Below are 5,092 nucleotides of genomic sequence, written 5' to 3' on the forward strand. Positions count from 1 at the left end.
GAGCGTGCCGTTAAGGTGAAGCGAAGCAGAATGCAACCATAAATTGGACAACGACGGGTAAGCGCGCAATCAGCCCCGATTATCTTACCGACAGTGATATGATCGGGACGATTGCATTTCCTCATACCCGTCTTCGAGCGCCGTAGCAGACATATATCATCCTCCTGACCAAGCATCTCCGCTAAAAATATGGCGTTGGATTATTCCCTGTGTCATGCAGGGTGCGATAAAGCGCGCAGGCTTGCTTCACGCCTATCGGAGAGAGATCGATGCATAAAGTTGAACTTACGGAATCGTATTTTCCAGCACAAGGCGGACCGGAGCCGACCCCGATGACGATTGGCGATATGTTACGTCGATCGGTGGCGGCCACCCCGGATCAGTTCGCCCTGAAAGAACTGACTTATGAAGGCGAGATCGCCCGCACCTGGACCTATGCAGAACTGCTGACCGATACAGAGCGCCTTGCTCGGGCACTCGCCAGTCGTCATGCCGAAGGCTCTCGCATCGCCGTTTACGCCAATAACGTTCCGGAATGGGTGCTGTTGGAACTCGCATGCGGTCTTGCAGGAGTTACGCTCGTAACCGTCAATCCGGCCTATCAAAAACGTGAACTGAAATATGTTCTGGAACAGTCACATTCCGAAGCGATCTATTACGTGGCCGACTTCCGCGGCAATCCGATGCAAGAAATTGCCGACGCGGTTTGCGAGGATATACCGGCAATCGTGCATCGTATCCTGTTGACTGACCATGACGCACTTTATGCTGGCGAGAACATCGGAGCGCTGCGCGATCCAAAGCCCGGCGACGCTGTGCAGATTCAATATACCTCGGGCACCACCGGCTTCCCGAAAGGCGCGTTGCTGCATCATAACGGACTCGTGCGGAATGGCATTGATACGATGACCCGTGCCGGAATGAAAAGCGGCGACATTTTCATCCACCAAATGCCGTTATTCCATACGACAGGTTGTGGCATCCTTGTTCTTGGTGGTCTAGGCACGGGCGGCACGATGTTGCTCGCACCCATGTTTGATCCGGCTATAATCGCACAAGTGATTGAGCGAGAACGGTCCACATTCCTGCTCGGCGTGCCAACGATGTTGGTCGCCTTGATCGAAGAAATAAGACGTTCGGGCCGCGACGTTTCCTCGACGCAACGAATAATGTCGGGCGGCGCAATGGTCGCGCCCCAGCTTTGCCGCGATGCCAAAGCCGTATTCGGCGCACCGATCCAGATTGTTTACGGCCAGACCGAAACATCGCCAGTGCTGACACAGGCCTGGTTTGAAGATACGCTGGAGGACTTGACCGAAACCATTGGTCAGCCGGCTGACCATTGCGAAATTTCTATCCGCGACCCCAACACAAACAAAGTTCTGCCTGTTGGAGAGCAAGGTGAAATTTGCGCGCGGGCCTATAGCATCATGCTAGGTTATAACGACAATCCGGAGGCGACCGCAGCAGCAATCGACAGCGAAAATTGGCTGCACACTGGCGACCTCGGGCGAATGGACGCTCGTGGTTATGTCAAAATCACCGGCAGGGTCAAAGAAATGATCATTCGCGGCGGCGAAAACCTATTTCCCGCCGAAATTGAGAATGTCATGCTGGAACATGAGGCGATTGATGAAGTCGCGGTTGTCGGCATCCCGGACGAAAAATGGGGGGAACAAGTCGCGTGTTTTTTCCGCAACAGCTCCAATACGCCTTTGCTCGCCAATGATTTGAAGGGCTTCGTTCGTGAACGGCTATCACCTCAAAAAACGCCTGCATATTGGATAAGCGTGACCGACTGGCCGCTTACCGGCTCTGGCAAAATCCAGAAGTTCAAGCTTCAAGAAGCCTTTGAAGCTGGCGAACATGAAATATTGAGATAGCGCCTCTCACATAGCTCTGTGCTCGGCAGCAACGCCGGGCTGCTCTGGTCGCCTGGCCCGCTCTGCTATAACTGCCGAGCTTTAACCGTCAACTTCGCCAACCGAACGACGATATAAATGCCAGGTTGCGTGCCCGAGTACCGGCAGCACAATGAGAAGCCCCAAGAAAAGCGGGATCATGGCGACAAACAGGGCGACTGCAATCATAGCTGCCCAGATCAGCAATACCGACTTGTTTGACCGCACTGTTGCCAAGCTGGCAATGATTGCCGTGATAAAGTCGACCTGACGATCAACCAGCATCGGCAGACTAACGACCGTGATCGCATAAAATGCCAGCGCCATCAGCGCGCCGGCGATGCTGCCGACCAGCAACATCATCATGCCTGCGCCGGTACGGAACAATTCCATGGACTCGGATCCTATGCCGGATTCTGCCAGGAAAATTGCAAATATGCCGTGTGCGACCATGATCCAGAAACCGAATCCGACGAACAGGATAACCCCCATACTCAATATCTGTTCGTCGCCGCGCCCGCGCAATGCTCCGAGGACCGCACGCCAGCTCATCGGCAGAGCGGCTTCGCGGCGGCGGCTCACTTCATAAAGTCCCACGGCCACAAATGGCGCCAAAAGGGGAAAGCCCGCTGCAGCCGGGACCAGCCAGGCGATCTCGCCCCTAACAAAAAGCGCGAAATAGATGAACATTCCGGCGATGACATAGATTGCCGCGAAAAATAGCCCGAATGCCGGACATGCCTTGAAATCAGCCCAACCCGCTGCAAGCGCAGCACGAAGATCGCTGACCGTGAGATCGCTTGCGACCACTGCGGGTGTGATCCGAGCTTGTTCACCCTTGTTCATGACATCCCCTCCCCTTGCGGAAATATCACCGGAGATTGCAACAAACCATGCATTACATCAAGTTTTACTGCGAACCGGCTCCAGAGCGCACGGTGGACTGAACACCGAGATTTGAGAATCATTCTACCACTACGCCCGCTTGGTGGGTTCAGCTTCAATCTCTGCAACCCCACCCAGATCTCCGGTGCTGTAACCTTTTTGATTCTCACGCGTATCTTCAACATGTTCCAAATAGCTCTTGACAATGAGAACAGAAATGGAACATTAAGAGTTCATTGATAGAACGAATGGAATTTTGAAATGCTAAGTATCGCAATCTCAACTTTTTTCGCGCTCGCCTTGTTCGGCGCAGCGACCGTTATCGCAATGATGTTCTTTCAATATAGAGACAAGATCGTGAGCGTTGTTCAGAGCGAGTTGAAGGCCGATCGGTCCGAAGTAGTTTTACGGCCGGCGGCATATCGCCACCGGATCGTCAAAGCACCGCAGCTTATGAACCAGCACCGCTCGCTGCAGTCCGCTCCGCTGCGCGCAGCCGCTTGACTTTCGCATAGCTCCTGACGCTGAACGGGATCATCAACAGATAGGCGACACTGATCGCCGTCAGCATGATCCAGGGCGCGCTAATCAGAGCAACGCCGAGAAGTCCGATCACAGCTATTCCTTCCAGCCTGATATTCTTGCGCAGACGCAGAGAAGACCAGCTGTAGGTCGCGGTGTTGGAAATCATCAGGAAAGCGATGATCACGATCCAGGGAGAGACCAGCGCGTAGTGGCGGAAGATTTCCTGGTCGGTTATCAACCACAAATATAGCGGCAACATGGCCAAGCCAGCGCCAACTGGCGCCGGAATACCGGTCAGGAAGCCGGCTGACTTGTGGGGCTGGTCTTCATCATCGATCAGCGCGTTGAAACGGGCCAGTCTGAGCGCACAACCGACTGCCATGGTCAGCGCCAATACCCATCCAAATTGCGGCATATATTGAGTCGACCAGAAAAACATGACCAGCGCCGGCGAGACACCAAAGGCGATGACATCCGACAGCGAGTCAAGTTCCGCGCCAAAACGGCTCTGTGCATTTAACAGCCGGGCAATGCGGCCATCGAGACCATCCAATATGCCAGCCAGGACAATCGCTGCGGCGGCCAGTACCCAATTGTCCATATAGGCGAATCGGACACTGCTAAGACCCACGCAAAGCGCGAGCGCGGTCACGGCATTGGGAACAAATGCTCTCAACGGGATGCCTCTCTCGGGCCTTTTCAAGGAGCCTTTGTCAGCCATCAATATTCCTGCAATCGAACGTCGGTCAGTCGGCCAGTCATTGACCAACGCCTTCAATCTCTTTCATCTGTCCGTTGATCGCGATCACGGTTTCCCCGGCGATCGTCCGTTGACCAAGAACAACATTGGGCTCCGTCCCTTTGGGCAAATAGACATCGACGCGACTGCCGAATCGAATCAGACCGATTCGCTGTCCAACGGCGACAAAATCACCTTCCTTGACGAAAGCCATGATGCGGCGGGCGACCAGGCCCGCAATTTGCGTAAAACCGACCTTCAGGCCGTCATTGCGCTCAACCAGAAAATGCTGCCGTTCATTTTCTTCGCTAGCCTTGTCCAGGTCAGCGTTCAGAAATTTGCCGGAAATATAAGCCTGCCGCTTCACTATGCCTTCGATGGGTGTCCGGTTGATGTGAACATCGAACACGCTCATGAATATCGAGACCCGAATCAGCTCTTCATCGCCAAGGCCGCCTTCGCCCTGCAATTCTATCGGTGGCTTGACCGGCATGATCAGATTCACGAGACCATCGGCGGGCGCGACAATATATTTCTCGTCTAGCGGCGTAACCCGCTTGGGATCGCGGAAAAACGCCAATACCCAGATGGTGATACCCGCCATCGGCCAGGCCAGGGTTTCCCATGCCATGACTGCAAAAAACGCAGTGATAAGCCCAGCGATGACCGCAAATTTGCGGCCTTCAGGATGGATCGGGGGAAAAGCCCACTTGGCTTCCCCCAGACCTTTGTTTGAATATTTCTCAATTGCCATGGACGCTACTTAGAGACGGCCCATTAATCTGACAACACTCCCGTTGATTTATCGGGAATTGATCATTGGGGTTTCGCACTACCGCCCACAACTCGAGGTTGAACAAATGACAATCTTTGCTAAGAGGCTCGCAACATCTATTCCTCCCTTTTGCTCCCGTTTCAGGAAAGTCTAAGCGATATGTCGAAAATAAAGGTCAAAAACCCGGTCGTCGAAATTGACGGCGACGAAATGACACGGATCATCTGGCAATGGATTCGCGAACGGTTGATTGAACCTTATCTCGAC

At 53.8% G+C, this 5,092-nt stretch carries 4 protein-coding genes; 1 reads left to right on the plus strand and 3 read right to left on the minus strand.

Features of this window, described 5'->3' with window-relative positions:
• Window positions 1–347 precede the first annotated feature (347 nt).
• Window positions 348–1,883: a class I adenylate-forming enzyme family protein gene (locus V7680_RS14870; protein WP_335654045.1), complete on the plus strand. Its 1,536-nt coding sequence runs from the start codon at window positions 348–350 to the stop codon at window positions 1,881–1,883.
• Window positions 1,884–1,964: 81 nt separating this feature from the next.
• Here the strand turns inward: V7680_RS14870 and V7680_RS14875 are convergent, their stop codons facing one another.
• The 3 genes from V7680_RS14875 to V7680_RS14885 form a co-directional block, all read right to left on the minus strand.
• Window positions 1,965–2,747 (minus strand): DUF2189 domain-containing protein, encoded by a 783-nt coding sequence (locus V7680_RS14875; RefSeq protein ID WP_335654046.1) that lies wholly within the window; start codon window positions 2,745–2,747, stop codon window positions 1,965–1,967.
• Between the two features lie 490 nt (window positions 2,748–3,237).
• Window positions 3,238–4,032, minus strand: a complete 795-nt coding sequence (locus V7680_RS14880; protein ID WP_335654047.1) for a CDP-alcohol phosphatidyltransferase family protein — start codon at window positions 4,030–4,032, stop codon at window positions 3,238–3,240.
• Between the two features lie 37 nt (window positions 4,033–4,069).
• Window positions 4,070–4,804 (minus strand): phosphatidylserine decarboxylase, encoded by a 735-nt coding sequence (locus tag V7680_RS14885; protein ID WP_335654048.1) that lies wholly within the window; start codon window positions 4,802–4,804, stop codon window positions 4,070–4,072.
• Window positions 4,805–5,092 lie beyond the last annotated feature (288 nt).

The organism is Parasphingorhabdus sp. (assembly GCF_036963705.1).
Lineage (GTDB): Bacteria > Pseudomonadota > Alphaproteobacteria > Sphingomonadales > Sphingomonadaceae > Parasphingorhabdus.